The following is a 16,688-nucleotide window of genomic DNA, read 5'->3' as shown; positions in this document are numbered from 1 at the left end:
TTCATATCACATCTGCGCAAAAACGACAGGCCAATCGTCTTTCATTTTCGGCCGGCGCCAACCTGTCTAAAATAGCCGCACTTCCGCCCCCGAGAACCTCATGCTGGATACCCTCACGAGCGGCTCCGCGCCCATCAACGACGACTCCGGGATGTTCGAACTCGCGCCCGTGTCGCTGTGGCTCGAAGATTTCAGCGGCGTGCGCGCATTGTTCGACGCGTGGCGAGCCGCCGGCGTGACCGATCTGCGCGCCCATTTCGCCGAAGACCCGCGCCGCGTCGCCGAATGCGCTCATCGCATCCACGTGCTCAAGGTCAATCGCCAGACGCTCACGCAATTCGAGGCCGCCGATTTCGACACGCTGACGAGCAATCTCGCCTCGGTGTTCCGCGACGACATGCTGAAAACGCACCTCGAAGAGCTGTGCCAGCTGTGGGCCGGACAGTCGAACTTCACGAGCCACACGGTCAACTACACGCTCGGTGGACGGCGCCTCGACGTACTGCTGAAAGGCGCGGTGCTGCCCGGTCACGAGGAACGCTGGGACCGCGTGCTGGTGTCGACCGAAGACATCACCGAGCTCGAAGGCGCGCGGCGCCGCGTCGCGCAAGCGGAGGAATACGCGCGCGGGCTCTTCGAGCATTCGCCGGTATCGCTGTGGGTCGAGGATTTCAGCGCCGTCAAACGCCTGCTCGACGGCGCGCGCGCGGCCGGCATCAACGATTTCCGCGTGTTTACCGACGTCCATCCTGAGTTCGTCGAACGCTGCATGGCTGAAATCCATGTGCTCGACGTCAACCATCACACGCTCGGGATGTTCGGCGCGAAGGACAAGGAAAACGCTGCTCGCGCGCCTCGCCGACGTGTTCCGCGACGACATGCGTCCGCATTTCCGCGAGCAGTTGATCGAACTGTGGGACAACAAGCTGTTCCAGCAGCGCGAGGTGCTCAACTATTCACTCGACGGCAACGAGGTGCACGTACACCTGCAATTCTCGGTGCTGCCAGGCCACGAACAGGACTGGGACCTCGTACTCGTCGCGCTGACCGACATCACCGCGCGCAAGAAGGCCGAGGCCTACCTCGAATTCCTCGGCAAGCACGACGTGCTGACCAAGCTGCGCAACCGCTCGTTCTACGTCGACGAGCTGAACCGGCTCGAACGCAAGGGACCGTGGCCCGTGACGATCATCATGGCCGACCTGAACGGCCTGAAGCGCGTGAACGATCAGCTCGGTCACGCGGCCGGCGACGCGCTGCTGCGGCGTGCCGGCGAAGTGCTCGCGAAGGCGATGGAATCACCGTTCCACGCGGCCCGCATCGGCGGCGACGAGTTCGCGGTCCTGATGCCCGATACCGATGAGCGCGGCGGCGCGGCGATGATCGACGCGATCCGCCAGCTCGTCGAGATGAACAACCAGTTCTATCCGGGCTCGCCGCTGAGCTTCTCGATGGGCGCGGCAACCTGCCAGCGCGGCGATCGGCTGGAAGCGGGCGTGCAGCGCGCCGACCTGCTGATGTACGAGGAAAAGCGCGCGCACTACGGGGCGCAGCCGGGGGCGGACGCGGCGGCGAAGTAACGCTCGCCGGCGTCAGGCGTTCTCACGCCAACGCAACGCTCGACTTCAGCCCGGCAGCTTGGCCGCGAGCACATCCAGCTTGACGATGCTCGGTGGCGACGCGAACAGCTCGCCCGCCTTCTCCATCAACGCGGCCGCGACCTTGCCGTTCAGATGCGCGTCGCGGCCGGCTTCGTCTTCGAACGCGTCGAAAATGGCGTACGTCGACGGACCGAGCTTCAGACCGAACCACGCGGCGGTGGCCGGCTCCTGCTCGACGAGCGGCAGGCCGCCGAGCAAAAACGCCTCGACTTCCTTTTCCTTGCCGGGCTTGGCTTCCAGACGGACATACAAAGCGAGCTTGACCATGATGCGACTCCTGGTGAGTTCGGCAGCGAACGGTCCTTTCAAAGCGCTTTGAAAAGTATAGGCGGCGTCGGCTGAGGCTGCGCCGGACCTACCCCGCTAGCAAGTCACGCACCCGGAAAGCGCAGCTCGAAGCGCACGACGCCCGGTCGCGGACACACCACACGCGCACTGCCGCCATGCAGATGCATGATCGCCTTCACGATCGCGAGCCCGAGTCCGTTCGATTCGGTGAGCGCGCTGCGCGCCGCGTCGCCGCGATAGAAGCGGTCGAACAGCCGGTCGAGTTGCACGGCGGGAATCGGCTCGCCCTCGTTTTCGACCGTCACCAGCGCGCCTGCTTCGTCCTGCGCGCCGCGCAGGCGCACGATCGTGTCGCCCGCGCCGTAACGCACCGCGTTGACGACCAGATTGTTGATGGCGCGGCGGCACAGCATCGGATTGGCAGACGCGACGCCCGCCGCGTCGACTTCGAAACGCATCCCGCGTTCGTCGGCCAGGCCTTCGAAATAGTCGGCGATCCTGATGAGCTCGCCATGCAGATCGACCGGCTGCCGCTCGATCGACAACGCCGCATGATCCGCATGCGCGAGAAACAGGATGTTCTCCGCGATATGGCTCAGGCGATTCAACTCCTCGAGATTCGATTCGAGCAGTTGCTGATATTCGTCGGCTTCACGCGGCTGGGCGAGCGCCACCTGGGTTTGGCCGACCAGCGCGCCGACCGGCGTGCGAATCTCGTGCGCGAGATCGGCGGAAAACTGCTGCAGGCGTTGATAGCCGTCGGCGAGACGATCGAGCATCGCGTTGAACGCGTGCGTGAGTTGACGCAGTTCCACCGGCGCCGCTTCGTCGTCGAGCCGGACCGCCAGGTTCGTCGGACTGATTTGCGCGGCCCGCGTGGCGATCTCGCGAACCGGTCGCAGCGCGCGGCGCAGCACGCCGTAAGCGAGCAGCGTCGCGGCCAGCATGCCGCTCAGCGTCGCCAGCACGATGCGGTTGCGGTATTCGTCCAGCATGCGCATTTCGTTCGTCATCGGATGGCCTGCGATCACCTCGACTTCGGCGCCATCCTCGCGCGCTGTCGCGGTCGCAATCGCCCAATGCACCGGCACGCCGTCGGAGAGGCGCGTCTGACGCATGTCGGCGGCACCCGGCGGATTGCCCACCGGGCCGACCGGTAGATCAGGCACCGCGAGCCTGCCCGGATTCACGTCGACGAACGGCGCTTCGCCCGGCCGCCGGAAGATCAGCACGTCCTCTTCCGCGCCGAGCATCGTCTCGAACAGCAGCGGGCGCTTTTTTAATTCGCTGACCGAATAAAGGTCGTGCACGATGCGGCTGAAATGCTCGACACGGCCGCTCAGCACGACGTCGGCGCGGCGTTGCAGCGAGACTTCGGCGGAATGATAGAAATACGCGCCGAGCGAGCCGATCACCGCGCAGGCGATCAGCGCGAACAGCAACGTGGTGCGCGCGATCAGCGAGCGTTCGGTCCAGCGTTTCATGCACCGTCGCCGAACGTGTAGCCGATGCTGCGCACCGTGTGAATCAGCTTCCGCTCGAACGGGTGATCGACCTTCGCGCGCAAGCGCTTGATCGCCACGTCGACCACGTTGGTGTCGCTATCGAAGTTCATGTCCCACACCTCAGATGCGATCTGCGAGCGTGACAGCGCTTCGCCCTCGCGGCGCACCAGCAGATGCAGCAGCATGAACTCCTTGTTGGTCAGCGCAATGTCGACGCCCTCGCGCGTGACCCGGCGGCGCAATACGTCGAGCTTGAGGTCGGCGACTTCGAACACGTCGCTCTCGCGGATCACGCCACGGCGCAACAGCGTGCGAACGCGCAGCACCAGCTCGGTAAACGAAAACGGTTTGACCAGATAGTCATCGGCGCCGAGTTCGAGACCGCGAATGCGGTCGCTGACCTGATCGCGCGCGGTCAGGAAAATCACCCGCAGATCGCGCCGCGCACGCAACGCCCGCATGATTTCCCAACCGTCGATGCCGGGCAGCATCACGTCGAGAACGACCAGTTCGTATTCATGCTCGAGCGCCAGATGCAGGCCGTCCGTGCCGGTGCGCGCGAGGTCGACCGCGTAGCCATGCTCGCGCAGGCCCTTCTTCAGATAGTCGCCGGTTTTCGGATCGTCTTCGATGACCAGAATGCTCATGATGCTCGCTGCTCCTCTCGCGCGATGCGACCGTAAAGGCCGCGCTCGCACGCGCAAAAAAGCCTGATGACAGCGCTCGAGAACAACCGCAGCGCTCCCGGCGGCCATTCTACGTGGCCGCCATCGACCCTTGATGACGTTTTTGTCATCCTCCCGTCACTCTGATGAGCCGATGCGACGGCTAGTCTGAACGCACCGTCCACCACGCTGCATCCCTTCCTGGAGTTGCCTCATGAAGACCCGAATCAAGATCGCCCGCGCACGAACGCTGCGCGCCCTCGCCGTCCCCGCACTCGCCGCCGTGCTGCTCGCGACGACGTTCGCGGCTTCGGCCCAGACCGCCGCGCCGACCGGCGTGCGCGGCACGGTGACGTCGCTGTCGGGCGATCTGCTCAAAGTCCACACGCGCGATGGTCAGGACGTCGACGTGAAGCTCGCCGCCGACACGCCGATTCGCGGCGTCACGCTCGCCAACGTCAGCGACATCAAGCCGGACAGCTACGTCGGCACCGCCGCGATTCCGCAGCCCGACGGCACGTTGAAGGCGCTCGAAGTGCATGTATTCCCGCCGAGCATGCGCGGTTCGGGCGAAGGTCATCGGCCGTGGGATCTCGGCGCGAACAGCACGATGACGAACGGCACGGTCGGCTCGCTCGTGGTCAGCAACGGCCGCACGATTACCATCAAGTACAAGGATGGCGAAAAGAAGATCGTGATTCCGCAGGACGTGCCCATCGTCAGTCTGGAGCCGGGCAGTCGCGCGTTGCTCACGCCCGGCACGAAGGTCGTGCTGTTCGCGCACAAGGAAGCGGACGGCGCGATGGCGGCGAATTTCATTTCGGCCGGCGAGCATGGCGTGACGCCGCCGATGTAAAGCGGCCCGTCGTTCGTCTTCATCCCTCTCGTCTTTGAAGCCAATGCCCGACTCGCAAGCGTTTCTGGTCGTTCATCCCCTCGTCGTTCGCGTGACGCACTGGATCAATGCGTTCGCGATGGTCTGCATGGTGATGAGCGGCTGGGCGATTTATAACGCGTCGCCGATCTTTCCGTTCCGGTTCCCCGTGTGGGCGACGGTCGGCGGATGGCTCGGCGGCTCGATCGCATGGCACTTCGCGGCGATGTGGCTGCTGTGCGCGAATGGCCTGCTGTATCTCGCGCATGGCGTCGCGAGCGGCCATTTGCGTCGCAAGCTGCTGCCGGTGCGTGCCCGCGAGCTGGCGCGCGATGCGGCGCTGGCGTTGCGCCTCAGACTGCCGCACGAAACCGGCAAGTACAACGCCGTGCAGCGCGCGTTGTATCTGCTGGTACTGCTGCTCGGCTTGCTGCTGGTCGCATCGGGACTGTCGATCTGGAAGCCGGTGCAATTGTCGTGGCTAACCGCGCTGTTCGGCGGCTTCGATTTTGCGCGCCGCGTGCATTTCGTCGCGATGGCCGGCGTGGTCGGCTTTGTCGTCGTGCATCTGCTGCTGGTGCTGCTGGTGCCGCGCACGTTGCCGCCGATGTTCACCGGACGCGCCCGGCGCAGCGCGCAGCGCATCGATCAAGCCTCCCAGAGGACTCGCGCATGAGCGCCCCGCAACGAACCGACACGGCGAACGATACCCACGCCCAAACAGAAGACGCGCGCCGCTCACGCATCGTGCTTGCCGAGCACCGGCCGCGGATCGAGCAGTTGCAACGCCGCTTGTTTCTGCGCTCCTCGCTATCGATCGGCGCGCTCGCGATGCTGTCCGGCTGCAACCTGCAGGACAACGATTCCGTCGACAAGGTGCTATGGGCGATGTCGCGCTGGAACGACCGCGTGCAGGCGTGGCTGTTCAATCGCAACAAACTCGCGCCGACCTATTCGGCGCGCGATATCACCGATCCGTTTCCGTTCAACGCGTTCTATCCCGAGTTCGACGCGCCCGATATCGACGGCTCGACCTATCGGCTCGAAGTATCGGGGCTCGTCGCGGATAAACGCGGCTGGAGTCTCGAGCAGCTGCGCAGGTTGCCGCAGGTCTCGCAGATCACGCGTCACGTGTGCATCGAAGGATGGAGCGCGATCGGACAATGGAGCGGCGTGCCGTTTCGCACGTTTCTCGAACTGATCGGTGCCGATCTGAGCGCGCGCTACGTCGGTTTCAAATGCGCGGACCGCTATTACTCGAGCCTCGACATGGCGAGCGCGCTGCATCCGCAAACGCAATTGACGCTCGATTTCCGCAACGCGCCGCTGCCGGCCAGATACGGCTATCCGCTGAAGCTGCGCGTGCCGACCAAGCTCGGCTTCAAGAACCCGAAGCACATCGCCGCGATCTTCGTGACCAACACGAACCCGGGCGGGTACTGGGAAGATCAGGGTTACAACTGGTTCAGCGGGCTTTAGACCGCGGTCACATAACGCGGCACCGGCTTTTGCGCGCGCGGCGGCGGCGCATCGTGAGCGACGCGCATGCGCTTGACGTCGACGGGACTCAGGCCGAACAGCCGCTTGAACTCGCGGCTGAACTGCGACGCGCTTTCGTAACCGACCCGCACGGCGGCCGCGCCCGCATTCAAGCCATCCTGCACCATCAACAGACGCGCGTGATGCAGACGCGTGGTCTTCACGTACTGCATCGGCGAGGTCGCGGTGACCGCCTTGAATTGCGCATGAAACACCGCGAGGCTCATGCCGGCCTCGGCCGCGAGCGTATCGACATCGAGCGACGCGTGGTAGTCCGCATGAATGCGCCGCAGCGCCTTCGCGATGCGGCCAAAGTGATTCTGATGCGTGAGCGCCGCGCGAATCGCGCCGCCCTGCTCGCCGGTCAACACGCGATAACAGATTTCCCGGACGATGCCAGGCGCCAGGATTTGCGCGTCGAGCGGCGACGCGAGCGCCTCCAGCAGACGCTGCACCGCGCTGCTCAGTGCGGCATCGAGCGGCGTCGAATACATGCCGGCCGGTTCGTATTGCGCGAGGCCCTGGGTTTCGTTGAGCGCCATCAGCAGTTCGGCGACCATCGTCAGATCGACGCGCACCGACATGCCGAGAAACGGCTCCTGTTCGCTTGCCTCGGTCTCGCATTCGAACGGCAACGGCACCGACAGCACCAGGTACTGCTGTGCGTCGTACTGGAACACCTGATCGCCGAGATAGCCGCGCTTGCGCCCCTGACAGACGATCACGATGCTCGGCTCGTACATGACCGGCATGCGAGGCATCGGACGATTCGCGCGCAGCAGGCTGACGCCTTCGAGGCTCGAGCGCGTCATGCCGGCATTCGGCGCGAGCAGGTTGAACAGTTCGAGCAAGCGGCGTTGCGCGGGGTCTTCCGGAATGGAACCGACAGCTTGAGTGGACATGACGATATGGCGACGGCCAGGAGAATAATGCTTGAAATTTAGCATCAAACAGCCTGTCGCGCTGCCCCTCCAGAGTTTTAGGCAAACCTTCAAGACGATCAGGTATTCCCCGGGCGGCGCCGGGTCCCTAAGATGGGAACCCTGCCGGATCGCCTTTTTCGACGCGCGCAGCGTGCGCGGTCATCGACCGCCATGCGCCGACTGCTTGCCAATGGCGGCCCCCAACGCTCGCGCCCCGATCCCGGTTCATGCTGCGGCCCGCCGCATCCGCAACCCAGTGTTGCGCATCGTCGGCGCGTCGCATGTTGCGCCATCACCCTCTTTGCTGGAGCTATCCATGAGCACGACGTATGCCTATGCAGCGACCGACGCCACCGCGCCGCTCGCCCCATTTGAAATCCAGCGCCGCGCACCCCGCGCCCATGACGTGCAGATGGAAGTGCTGTACTGCGGCGTGTGCCATTCCGACCTGCATCAGGCGCGCAACGAATGGAAGAACACGATCTACCCGGTCGTGCCGGGCCACGAGATCGTAGGCCGTGTGACCGCGGTTGGTCCGAACGTGACGAAGTACAAGGTCGGTGAACTGGTCGCGGTCGGCTGTCTGGTCGATTCGTGCCGCACCTGTTCGAGCTGCGCGGAAGGTCTCGAGCAGTATTGCGAGAACGGTTGGGTGGGCACGTATAACGGTGTCGATCGCGTCGACGGACAGGTCACTTACGGTGGCTATTCGACGCAACTGGTCGTCGATGAGGCTTTCACGCTGCGCGTGCCGCGGAATCTCGACGCCGCGGGTGTCGCGCCGCTGCTGTGCGCGGGCATCACCACGTATTCGCCGCTACGCACGTGGGGCGTGGGCCCGGGCAAGAAGGTCGGGATTGTCGGCCTCGGTGGACTCGGCCATATGGGTGTGAAGCTCGCTCGGGCGATGGGCGCGCATGTCGTGCTGTTTACGACTTCGCCGTCGAAGATCGAGGATGCGAAGCGGCTTGGCGCGCATGAAGTCGTGGTTTCGAAGAATCCGCAGGAGATGGAAGCGCATGTGAATAGCTTCGATTTCATTCTCAATACGGTGGCTGCGCAGCATGATCTGAATCCGTTTTTGAATCTGCTCAAGCGTGACGCCACGATGACGTTGGTGGGTGCGCCGGAGCACGATCATCCGTCGCCGCAGGTGTTCAATCTGATCTTCAAGCGGCGGCGCCTTGCTGGTTCGCTGATTGGCGGTATTGCCGAGACGCAGGAGATGCTCGATTTCTGTGGCGAGCATGGCATTACTTCTGATATTGAAATGATTCCGATGCAGAAGATTAATGAAGCTTATGAGCGCATGCTCAAGAGCGATGTGAAGTATCGGTTTGTGGTTGATATGGATTCGATGCGGAAGTAATAGCAACTTTTTTGGCCGCGCAGCGGGTGGTTTTTTTGCGCCTGCGGCGCGGGGTTCTGTTTTGTTGTTGTGTTTTTTTTGCCTTCGCACTTTTTTCTGTGTTCTTAGGGCGTTGGCCTTTCCTTGATTTCTTGTCGGTCTATTGGCGTTGCCCCTGTGCGGGGCGGCACCTACTTTCTTTGCTGCTGCAAAGAAAGTAGGCAAAGAAGACAGCTTTAAACCGCTAACTCTTAAGCGGGTCCCTCTGTATGCCGCGGGTAGTGGTGCATCTGGAATCTGTGTTCCCGCACACTCCGCGTTAGTGACAAGGCCGTCATTCTTCCGGCGGCGCTGCGCGCGCCGAAGCGCCGGTCTCAAACCATTGGTCGTTTCGGCGTATCGCCGAGGCGCAGCCGATGGCCCCACTAATATAAAAAAACAGTCTGGTTTTCCTTGCATACCCGTCCGCGACGCACGTAGTGCGGAGTGGGATGGATGACGGCTTTGTCACTGCCGTGGAATGTGCGGGGGCACGGATTCCAGATGCACCACTGCCATTCGTGAAGCACGGTGCCCGCTTAAGAATTAGCGGTTTGAGCTGTCTTCTTTGCCTACTTTCTTTGCAGCAGCAAAGAAAGTAGGTGCCGCCCCGCACAGGGGCAACGCTAATAGACCGATAAGTCAGCAAGGAAAGGCCAACACCACAAGAACAAAGACAAATCCGCCGCAGGCAAAAAAACAGAAAACCATTTGGAGCATCCCAGTGATCGACAGAATAACTGCAATGCGCACATTCATCCGAATTGTGGACACCAACAGCTTCACCCGCGCAGCGGAGTCATTAAACATTCCGCGTGCAACGGCGACGACGATCGTCCAGAACCTGGAAGCCCTGCTGGGCACAGCGCTGTTAGTCCGTACGACGCGCCGCCTGAGCATCACGCCGGAGGGCGCTGCCTACTACGAACGCTGCGCGCAAATCCTGGCCGACATCGACGAAATGGAAGCCAGCCTCCGTAATTCGACCGACAACCTCACCGGCCGCCTCCGCATCGAAATGCCCAGCGCGGTAGCGAGTGCAATCGTGCTGCCGTCGCTAGACGACTTCCACACCCGTTACCCGAACCTCGACCTCGCGATCGGCGTCAGCAACCGCACCGTCGATCTGGTCTCCGAAGCAATCGACTGCAGCATCCAGCTCGGTGAATTGCCCGATTCCAATCTCGTTGCGCGGCAACTCGGCACGCTCGATCAGGTCACCTGCGCGAGTCCGGCCTACCTGGCCCGCCACGGCACGCCCGCCGATCTCGATGATCTGCGCGCGCACGTCGCGGTCAACTGCGTGTCGCCGCATAGCGGCCGCGAATGCGACTTCGATTTCGAAGTGGGCGGCGAAGCGCGCAAGGTCAAGCTCAACGGCTTCGTACAAGTCAGCGACGAACAGGCGTACCTGACCTGCGGACTGCAAGGCCTCGGCATGATCCAGCCCGCGCGCATCGCCGCACAGCCTTACCTCGATTCGGGCTTGCTGCATGAAGTGCTGCCGCAATGGAAACCCGTGCCCATGCCGGTCTCGGTCGCGTATGTGAAGAACCGCCGCGTGTCGCCGCGCGTGCGCGCGTTCGTCGATTGGCTCGCGGAACTGTTCGAGAAAGCCGGGCACGTCGAGCAGGATCTGTCGCGCGTGCGTCAGTTGCTGCGCGGCCTGCATCCCGCGTGAAGCGGGTGCGGGCGCGCGGCGCTCGCGCGTTGACTAGTCCAACGGCCGCACCGGCACCGGCCGCGTCAACAGATCGACATAGAAATTAAAAAACGCCGGATTATCAAATCGTTTGACGACCGTCATCTTCTGCAAACCCGGCGGCGGCGAACTCGTATAGCCCCTTGCCTTGCCATCGTTGGCGCCGAAGCTCGTATCCACATCCACCCACTCCTCGACGGTCTGCGTCGCGAACGACGGATGCATCAGATAAGCGAGCGTCAGCGTGTCCCAGATGTTCGTCGTGTAGTTCGGATTGGTCTCGAAGCCGTTCTTGCCGTCGTATCCGTAGCCGTTCAGCGTCCTGAACAGTTGCGTGATGATGGTCTGCTTCGCCGGATCGTGCGCGACGCGATCGTACAGTGCCTTGTCCATTTTCACGGTATCCGTCACGTCGAGCGGAATCACCGTCTGTTTGATCGGCAGACGCAGCACCGCTTTCGCCGCTGCGGGATCGAACCACCAGTTGAATTCGGCGGTGGGCGTGGTATTGCCCCGCACGTCGATCGCGCCGCCCATGTAAATGATCTGCTTGATCAGCGGCACGATCTCGGGATGCTCGCGCGTGGCCAACGCGATGTTGGTCAGCGGGCCGATCGCGAGGATCGTCACCTCGCCCGGGTACCGCTTGACCGATTCGGCGATGAAGTCGATCGCGCTCTGGCTCTGCACCTTCGTGTGCGTCGCGAAGCCGTCCGGCGGCGCGACGAGGTCGCTAGCCGATTTCGGCTCGGGCTTGCTCCATGCGCCAACATAGCGATCGCCGCCGGGGAATTCCTTCAGTTCCCGCTGGATCGTTTTGAAGTCGTGCGTCAGTGCGTAGTTGGCGCCCGCATAGACGCCGATCTGTTGTTCGACGCCGAGTCGTTCGACAGATTTCAGCGCATCGGCAACACCTTGCTTCAGCCACTGATTGCCCGACACCACGGTAATGCCGAGCACTTTCAGCGAGCCCTGCGCCTGCAATTGCGCGGCCATCACCCCGAGCTGGCCGTCGTCGCCGAGCGTGTTGTAGTCGCTGTCGATGATCACCTTCGGCGGATCGCTCCGGGCATCGAGACTGCTGCTGGCGCAAGCCGTGAGATCGGGTGTGATTGCCACGCTTGCCGCCCAGATCAATGCCACGAGAATTCGCCCCATCGATGCCCCGTTTGGAATGCCGCTGAGTGACGCGGACAGGGAAACCATCATAGGCGCAAGCCGCATGAATGACGAATGATCAGCGCGGCAACGACAGCACACGCAAAAGCGGCTCGCGACGCCACTGCCACGTCGCGAGCCGCTTCGAATAGCGCGCTGTCAAAAGCCCATTACTGCGATTCCTCCGCCCACACGGCGTTCTCCCGCGTCATCAACGCGGTCGATGCCGCCGGTCCGAACGTGCCCGCCGAGTATGAGCGCGGCCGCTCGCCCGACTTCGCCCAGCCTTCGAGAATCGGCTCGGCCCACGCCCATGCCGCTTCGAGTTCGTCGCGGCGCATGAAGTGCGTCAGACGTCCGCGGATCACGTCGATCAGAAGCCGCTCATAGGCTTCCGCGCGACGCTCGGTGAACGCCTGCTGCAGGTCGAGGTTCAGGCTCACCGGCAGCATGTGCATGCCGCTGCCCGGCTCTTTCGCGAGCACCTGCAACTGGATCGACTCTTCGGGTTGCAACTGGATCACCAGGCGATTGCCGTAGGTTCGTCCACCGCTCGGGATGATCGAGAACGGCAGATCGGAGAATTCGATGACGATCTCCGACAGCTTCTTCTGCATCCGCTTGCCGGTGCGCAGGAAGAACGGCACGTTGGCCCAGCGCCAGTTGTTGATCCGCGCGCGCAACGCGACAAAGGTTTCGGCGCGGCTGCCCGCCGGCACGTTGTCTTCCTCGAGGTAGCCCTTGACCGCCTCGCCATCCACCGCGCCCGCCGTGTACTGGCCGCGCACCGTGTCGCGCGCGATGTCCTCGGGCGTCATCGGCCGCAGCGAGCGCAGCACCTTCAGCTTTTCGTCGCGCACCGCGTCGGGATCGAGCGACACCGGCGGCTCCATCGCGACGATGCACAGCAGTTGCAGCAGGTGGTTCTGCACCATGTCGCGCAGCGCGCCGGTCTTGTCGTAGAACCCCGCGCGGCTGCCCACGCCGACCGTTTCGGCCACTGTGATCTGCACGCTCTTGATGTACGGCGCCTGCCACAGCGGCCCGAAAATCGGATTGCCGAAGCGCAGCACCATCAGGTTCTGCACGGTTTCCTTGCCGAGGTAGTGGTCGATCCGGTAGATCTGCGCTTCTTCGAAATGCTTGCCGACCGCGTTGTTGATCTCCTGAGCGGACGCGAGATCGTGGCCGAGCGGCTTTTCGAGCACCACCCGCGAATTGCCATCGACGAGCCCGGCCGACGACAGGTTGTCGCAGATATGGGTGAACAGATCCGGCGACGTCGCCAGATAGAACACGCGGTTCACGCCGTCGCGCGACGCTTCCTTCAGGCGCAGGTAGTCCTCGGCCGCATCGACGTCCATCCGCACGTATTCGAAAATCGCGAGGAATTTGTCCCACGCCGACGCGTCGAACGCTTTTTCGTCGATGAAGGGCTTGGCCTTCTGCTCCATGAATTCGCTGATGTATTCCTCGCGCGACCAGGGCTTGCGCCCGATCGTCAGAATGCGGGTGTCGGGCGGCAGGTTGCAGTGCAGATGCGCCATGTAAAGCGCGGGCAGCAGCTTGCGGAACGACAGGTCGCCGGTGCCGCCGAAGATGATCATGTCGAGCGGCAGGTCAGGTGTGGCAGGAGCTTGTTGGGTCGTCATGGCACGGTCGCAGCGTCTAGGGGGAAGGCGTCGATCAGGAATCGGCGGCGGGCGGACGGGCTACGGCTCACGTCCGCTATGGCGCTTTTTCCGGCAAACATCTATGGTGCAACGTTTTGAGATAGTTTGCACGGCAGCATCTGCCGCAGGTTAGCGCAAGTTGCCAACCTTGCGCGCCAGACAGTCATTTTTTCGGGATATTTTGCGCGATTATTTGCCGGTTGGGCCGCTGACGGTCATCCGCGCGCCAGCGCGTCACGCGCGACCCGGCATGCGGCCAGATCCCACGCCGCGCAGCCGACGCTCTTGAACACCACCGGCCCCGCCGGCAAGGGCTGCGTCTGCTCGAGCACCGCGGCGATCCCGCCCACCCGCGCCCAATCGACACCGGCCTGGATGAAATCGCCGGCCTCGTGCATTGCGCCAGCCTGATCGTCGACGAACAGCGCGCTGCCCGCGATCGTAGTCGCGCCGATCTCGACCATCTGCGGCGTGAAAGCGCCGACGCCGATCACGAGCCGCTCGGCGCGTGCCGTCTCGTCGTAGACCGGCTGTTTGCTCGTGGTCAACGCGATCACGACGTCAACCGAAGCGGGAATCGTCGCGCCCGCATCCGCGAGCGGCCGCAGCTCACGCACCTTGCCGCGCTGCGCCGCGCAGAACGCTTCGGCGCGCGCGGGCGCGCTGCCCTTGACCCACACGCGCGCGTCGGCAAACAGTTCGCCGATCGCCTCCAGATGATTGAGCGCCTGCGTGCCGGTGCCGATCAGCAGGAATTCACGCGGCGCGCGCGCGGCGAACGTCGCGATGCCGAGCATCGACATCGCCGCGGTCCGGCGCCCCGTCACTGTCGGACCATCGAGGATGAACAGCGTCTCGCCGGTATCGGCATCGAAGGCCATGACCTGACCGTGGATCGTCGGCAGATGGCGCGCGCCGTTGCTCGCGCACACATTGACGAGCTTGTGGATCGCGAGATCGGGCGCGGTGGCGGGCATCGACAGCATGACGCCACCGGCGTTCAGCGGCACGACGAGCCGCTCGGGGCTCACGATGCGTCGTTGCGCGTAGTCGATGCTAGCGCGCCTCAACGCGTCGACAAGCGCTGCGTAAGGCATCAGCCGCGCGGTGGCGGCGGCGTCGAAGATCTGCGTGATCGGGCGGGTCATGGGCGGAACGATCCAATGGGGGATGGAGTGGGCATGACGTCACCGTAACCGAGCGCGAAAAAATTGACCAGTCGTGTGGACGTCTACTGCCCGCCGAATCGCGAACTACGCTTCATGCCCAGCGCGCCGGCTACCTCGTGCCGCGGCTGAGCGTCATCCCCCGCCCTGCATGGAAACGCGAGATCGTCGCGAACGGCAGGTACACGTCGGACTGATGCGGCGCGACGCCCGACGGGTTGTGAAACCACACGCCGCCGCGATCCCGCCCGTGCAGCAGGATCAGATGACCGCCCCGCCGCTGGTTCGTCCGCTCCGGATAGCGGATCTCGGGACTCACCGACACGATCGCGAGCGTATCGTCGTCGAGCCGCGCCGCGATCTCCTCGAGCGACGCCTGCGGCAGCACCTCGATATCGAGGCCGAACGCCGGGCCCGCCCAGTCGGCGAACGGCCGGTAGATCAGACCGTCGACGCCACCATCGTCGCGCAACCGGTATACGCCGTGCCGCAGCGCGTCGTCGAGCAGTGCGGCGCGCGGCGCGTGATCGATGCTCCAGTAGTCGAGAGCCGACTCGAGGCACGTCAACCCGCACAGGCGTTGCGCCCAGAAGCGATAGCGCTCGGGGTCGGCGAAACCGCTGCGCTGCCAGTGCGGATCGTCGCACGGGTCGCGCTGCTGTTCGACGATGGCGCGCACCCACTCGGGGCTGCCCCATTGCGTGTAGTACGGGACGTCGGCGTGGCGGAGAACGGGTTCGGTCATCGGTGGTATCGGTCGGGTTGGGTTGTATCGGGTCGGGTCGCGCGGGGTTACAGCATGCTGCGCGGCCGCTTCATCGTGCCGTCGAAGAAACGCTGCAAACGGAACGCCGACAGATCGAGCGACGCCTCGCCGCCATCGTTGAGTTCAGCCAGCAGCTTGCCGACGATCGGCCCCATCGCGAAACCGTGACCGCAGAAGCCGGTCGCGATCGTCAGGCCCGGGACCTGCGGCGGAGCATCGATCACCGGAATGCCGTCGGGCAACACGTCGATCAGCCCCGCCCACGCCTCGACCACCTGGGCGTCGCGCAACGCCGGAAACAGTGCGCGCAGCTTTTTCAGCGCGCGCGGCGCGTGGCGCGCGTTCGGCTGCGGATGCGGGTCGCGCGGATAGAGCACGCGTTCGGCGTCGGGCACGCCGCCCGGCAGACGTTCGCGCAGATCGTGCAAACAGGCGCCGTTCAGATGGAAGCTGAACTTCTGGCGCTGCGTCCACAGTTCGGGCAAAAACCATTTCAGCGCGCGGAAATGACCGAGCGTCATGTCGACGTCGACCTGCATGTCGTCGGCGAGATTGATCGCGCCGTTCGCGCGCTGCCGGATGCCGAGACCGTGGCCCCAGAAGGTCGACGCCGTGATCGGCGGCAACGGATTGGTGCGCATGCAGGTACCGCGCACGGCCTGCTGCGGCAGTTCGAGACCGAGCGTTCCGAGCAGCCGCCAGCTGCCCGCGCCGGCCACGCAAATCAGACGCGAGGTACGAATCGTGCCGCGCTCGGTGACCACACCAGCGATCGCACCGCCCGCGCGTTCGACGCCGACCACGCCGCAGCCCTCGAAAAACAGCGCGCCGGCTTCGGCCGCCCGTGCCGCGAAGGCCGCGGCGACGCGGCGCGGTTCGGCCTGACCGTCGCTTGCCGTGTACAGGCCGCCGAGCGCGGGGCCCTGCATGCCGGTCACCACGGCGTCGATCTGCCTGCGCTCGAGCGTGCGGGTATCGAGGCCATACTGACGCGCGACCTCGGTCCATTGCTGAAACGATGTCCAGTCTTCGTCATGGGTGGCGACATACAGGCAACCGCCCTGGCGCCATTCGAGATCGAAATTCAGCTCACGTTCGAGTTCTTTCCACAATGGAATGCTGGCCATCATCAGCGGCACCTCCGCGGCTTCGCGACCCTGCTGACGCACGAAGCCCCACGCGCGCGATGACTGCTGCCCGGCGATCCGCGACTTGTCGAGCACCGCCACCGACAGGCCGCGCCGCGCCAGGTAATAAGCGGCCGCGCAGCCCATGATGCCGGCACCGGCGATCACGACGTCGGCGTGGCTGGGAAACGGTTGGTCGGCGGGCGTGAAGGTCGAGTGCAGCGGGTAAGTCGTGGTCATGGGTGGGCGGATTG

At 64.0% G+C, this 16,688-nt stretch carries 14 protein-coding genes and 1 pseudogene; 6 read left to right on the top strand and 9 right to left on the bottom strand.

Annotation, left to right across the window (positions count from 1 at the left end):
* Positions 1–100: 100 nt before the first annotated feature.
* A pseudogene (locus OKW40_RS36695) lies at positions 101–1,580 on the top strand (diguanylate cyclase domain-containing protein).
* A gap of 45 nt (positions 1,581–1,625) precedes the next feature.
* On the opposite strand, the gene OKW40_RS36690 reads toward OKW40_RS36695, so the two are convergent.
* From OKW40_RS36690 to OKW40_RS36680, 3 genes are all read right to left on the bottom strand, one after another.
* Positions 1,626–1,928, bottom strand: coding sequence for a putative quinol monooxygenase (locus OKW40_RS36690; RefSeq protein WP_090806017.1), 303 nt, complete (start codon positions 1,926–1,928; stop codon positions 1,626–1,628).
* Positions 1,929–2,032: 104 nt separating this feature from the next.
* Complete coding sequence (locus OKW40_RS36685; RefSeq protein WP_429493799.1) at positions 2,033–3,433, bottom strand: heavy metal sensor histidine kinase; 1,401 nt, start codon at positions 3,431–3,433, stop codon at positions 2,033–2,035.
* A complete protein-coding gene (locus OKW40_RS36680) occupies positions 3,430–4,101 on the bottom strand; it encodes a heavy metal response regulator transcription factor (RefSeq protein ID WP_429403219.1) in 672 nt (223 codons plus the stop codon). Before OKW40_RS36680 ends, OKW40_RS36685 begins: the two co-directional genes overlap by 4 nt.
* A 232-nt stretch (positions 4,102–4,333) precedes the next feature.
* On the opposite strand from OKW40_RS36680, the gene OKW40_RS36675 reads away from it, so the two are divergent.
* From OKW40_RS36675 to OKW40_RS36665, 3 genes are read left to right on the top strand one after another with little or no spacing between them, the layout of a single operon-like run.
* Positions 4,334–4,975: a hypothetical protein gene (locus OKW40_RS36675; RefSeq protein ID WP_429493798.1), complete on the top strand. Its 642-nt coding sequence runs from the start codon at positions 4,334–4,336 to the stop codon at positions 4,973–4,975.
* Between the two features lie 43 nt (positions 4,976–5,018).
* Complete coding sequence (locus tag OKW40_RS36670) at positions 5,019–5,669, top strand: cytochrome b/b6 domain-containing protein (protein ID WP_429493797.1); 651 nt, start codon at positions 5,019–5,021, stop codon at positions 5,667–5,669.
* The gene (locus tag OKW40_RS36665; RefSeq protein WP_429493796.1) at positions 5,666–6,472 is read left to right on the top strand and encodes a molybdopterin-dependent oxidoreductase; all 807 of its coding nucleotides are present in this window, start codon (positions 5,666–5,668) and stop codon (positions 6,470–6,472) included. Before OKW40_RS36670 ends, OKW40_RS36665 begins: the two co-directional genes overlap by 4 nt.
* On the opposite strand, the gene OKW40_RS36660 is transcribed toward OKW40_RS36665, so the two are convergent.
* Entirely contained in the window at positions 6,469–7,434 is a 966-nt protein-coding gene (locus OKW40_RS36660; protein WP_429493795.1) for an AraC family transcriptional regulator, read from the bottom strand. The genes OKW40_RS36665 and OKW40_RS36660 overlap by 4 nt on opposite strands.
* 337 nt (positions 7,435–7,771) lie before the next feature.
* Here OKW40_RS36660 and OKW40_RS36655 point away from each other — a divergent pair, with 337 nt between their 5' ends.
* Positions 7,772–8,824, top strand: coding sequence for an NAD(P)-dependent alcohol dehydrogenase (locus tag OKW40_RS36655; RefSeq protein WP_187610240.1), 1,053 nt, complete (start codon positions 7,772–7,774; stop codon positions 8,822–8,824).
* 742 nt (positions 8,825–9,566) lie between these two features.
* A complete protein-coding gene (locus OKW40_RS36650; RefSeq protein WP_184034115.1) occupies positions 9,567–10,523 on the top strand; it encodes a LysR family transcriptional regulator in 957 nt (318 codons plus the stop codon).
* A gap of 33 nt (positions 10,524–10,556) precedes the next feature.
* Here OKW40_RS36650 and OKW40_RS36645 read toward each other — a convergent pair whose 3' ends face one another.
* The 5 genes from OKW40_RS36645 to OKW40_RS36625 form a co-directional block, all read right to left on the bottom strand.
* Positions 10,557–11,702: a nucleoside hydrolase gene (locus tag OKW40_RS36645; RefSeq protein ID WP_429493794.1), complete on the bottom strand. Its 1,146-nt coding sequence runs from the start codon at positions 11,700–11,702 to the stop codon at positions 10,557–10,559.
* A gap of 170 nt (positions 11,703–11,872) precedes the next feature.
* Positions 11,873–13,354, bottom strand: coding sequence for a glucose-6-phosphate dehydrogenase (gene zwf, locus OKW40_RS36640; RefSeq protein WP_090806032.1), 1,482 nt, complete (start codon positions 13,352–13,354; stop codon positions 11,873–11,875).
* 236 nt (positions 13,355–13,590) lie between these two features.
* Positions 13,591–14,523, bottom strand: a complete 933-nt coding sequence (gene lhpI, locus OKW40_RS36635) for a bifunctional Delta(1)-pyrroline-2-carboxylate/Delta(1)-piperideine-2-carboxylate reductase (protein WP_429493793.1) — start codon at positions 14,521–14,523, stop codon at positions 13,591–13,593.
* 130 nt (positions 14,524–14,653) lie between these two features.
* The gene (locus OKW40_RS36630) at positions 14,654–15,286 is read right to left on the bottom strand and encodes a C39 family peptidase (RefSeq protein WP_429403228.1); all 633 of its coding nucleotides are present in this window, start codon (positions 15,284–15,286) and stop codon (positions 14,654–14,656) included.
* Positions 15,287–15,333: 47 nt separating this feature from the next.
* On the bottom strand, positions 15,334–16,674 hold the full coding sequence (locus OKW40_RS36625) for an NAD(P)/FAD-dependent oxidoreductase (protein WP_429493792.1): 1,341 nt from the start codon (positions 16,672–16,674) through the stop codon (positions 15,334–15,336).
* Positions 16,675–16,688 lie beyond the last annotated feature (14 nt).

The sequence above is a fragment of the Paraburkholderia sp. RAU6.4a genome, from assembly GCF_050435625.1.
Lineage (GTDB): Bacteria > Pseudomonadota > Gammaproteobacteria > Burkholderiales > Burkholderiaceae > Paraburkholderia > Paraburkholderia tuberum.
This window is presented reverse-complemented; position numbering and strand designations above follow the sequence as displayed.